This is a genomic window from Nonomuraea sp. NPDC049784 (assembly GCF_040659615.1).
Lineage (GTDB): Bacteria > Actinomycetota > Actinomycetes > Streptosporangiales > Streptosporangiaceae > Nonomuraea.
This window is the reverse complement of record NZ_JBFAMX010001141.1, coordinates 1-1,697: the sequence shown is the minus strand read 5'-3', so window position 1 is coordinate 1,697 and position 1,697 is coordinate 1. Positions and strand designations below refer to the sequence as shown.

The window sequence follows — 1,697 nt, the reverse complement described above, 5'->3', positions numbered from 1 at the left end:
GGCGGCCCAGGCGTCGGGCAGGACGGCGAGCAGGAGGAGCGGCAGCAGCACCGGGTGCAGCACGCCCAGCACACCGGCGACGGCGATGAGCCCGATGGCGGCGGTGAGCACGTCGATCGCGGAGGTGACCACGGTCGAGGCGACGTACATGCCGCGCGAGGTGGCGCGTTCGAGGGCGTCGTGGAAGTCGGGATCGTCGAAGGCGACCAGCGGAACCTCGCTGGTCTGGCGGTAGAGCTCCTCCTCGCTCAGCCGGGAGATCTGCGGGTTGAGACGGGACTGAGCCCACCCCGCGCCCGCCTGCAACGTGGCGCGCATCGCGGCGGCCGCGGCGACCAGGGCGAGGCTCGGCAGCGCAGCCTGGACCCGGCCGAGGGTCGGCCCGGCGGTGAACAGCGCGGTGAGCACGCCCGTCGTGGCCAGCAGCCCGAAGGCGGTGAAGACGCCGCCGAGCAGGTTGAGAATGACCGCGCACAGGGTGTCGCGGGGACTGGCCTGCCAGGCTACGCCCATGGCCTGGCGGATAAGCGAGGGCAGGCGTCTGGCGATCGTGAGGAAGCGGACTTCGGCCATCTTGTCGGCGTGGCCGTACCAATCGGAGATCGTGATCTCGCCCATGTCCAGGGCCTCTTCTGCCATGACGAAGAGTATGGGCATGGTGACTGACAGTTTCTGCCGGGCGTCCCCTCTCAGATCACTTTGATCATCACGCGATACCCGTCGCCGCCGTCAGCGAAAGCGACCGTCGTGCCTGCGACGGCCAAGATCACCGACTCCCGTGACGCCACCAGGTGGTAGCCGCGGATGCGGTACCACCGCAGGCGCGGCGCGTCATCGTGGCGGACTTTGACGTAGACGAGCTTGCCGCCCCGGTCCCGCACGAGGTCCTCGGCGGCCGCCAACAAGGAGCTGCCGATCCCATGGCGGCGGGCTTGGGCTGTGACGGCGAGCAGTTCGATCTCGGCCACTGCCTGTGCCAAGCGCTGCTGAACCTGCTTTCCCTGATCGGCGCAGTCGTCGATGAGCCGGATGGGCGGACACAGGTACAGCATCCCGAGCACCTGGCCAGAGTCGACGTCCGGGCAAGCGACGAAGACCAGACCTTCGCCGTGGGGCAGCGGGACCTGACCGCCGAGTTCGTCGATCGCCACGGCGAACGGGCCAGGCGCAGGGCCGGCGCCGGTGGCATCGCCCAGGGCAATGGCGGCCAGCGTCTCAGCGGCGTGGCCGTCGCCGTGGCGGGCCGCGCGGATGTGGACCATGTCAGGCAACTCCAGAGAATGGGCGCGGCCCTGGCACCAGCCGTTCGTCGGCCTCGCCCATCACCTTCGCCGCGACGGTGTTGCCCTCCCGGGAACTTCCTCAACGATCGCCAGCCGTCCCAACGGGAGAAAGGACCTCCCGCTGGCCAGGACATCGACTTTGATCGCACAGGGAGCCACACTTGATCAGCCGTTGAGCTGTCTGCGCGTAGGGTCCGGACATGCGTGCAGGCAACACCTGGACGGATGCGGCCACGACCGTAGCCGGCGGCGCTGGACGACGGTGGGCAGTCAGGCTCTGGACCGGCCGGCGGCTGGCATGTCAGGCGGCATCAAGCCTGATGGCCACGCTTGCCCGGCTTCGGGCGGACATGCGCGAGGCTACGACGAGCGCCGAACGCGGCATCGCGGTCGCCCGATGGCGATCACGATGGA

General features: G+C 69.4%; 1 protein-coding gene and 1 pseudogene. Both read right to left on the bottom strand.

Annotated features, from left to right (window positions below; translation table 11 throughout):
* Positions 1–639: pseudogene (locus tag AB0J09_RS64125) on the bottom strand (ABC transporter ATP-binding protein); the annotation flags it as partial.
* 50 nt (positions 640–689) lie between these two features.
* Positions 690–1,262 carry a GNAT family N-acetyltransferase gene (locus AB0J09_RS64120; protein WP_360714234.1) on the bottom strand — a complete coding sequence of 191 codons (573 nt, stop codon included), beginning with the start codon at positions 1,260–1,262 and terminating at the stop codon, positions 690–692.
* Positions 1,263–1,697: the final 435 nt, after the last annotated feature.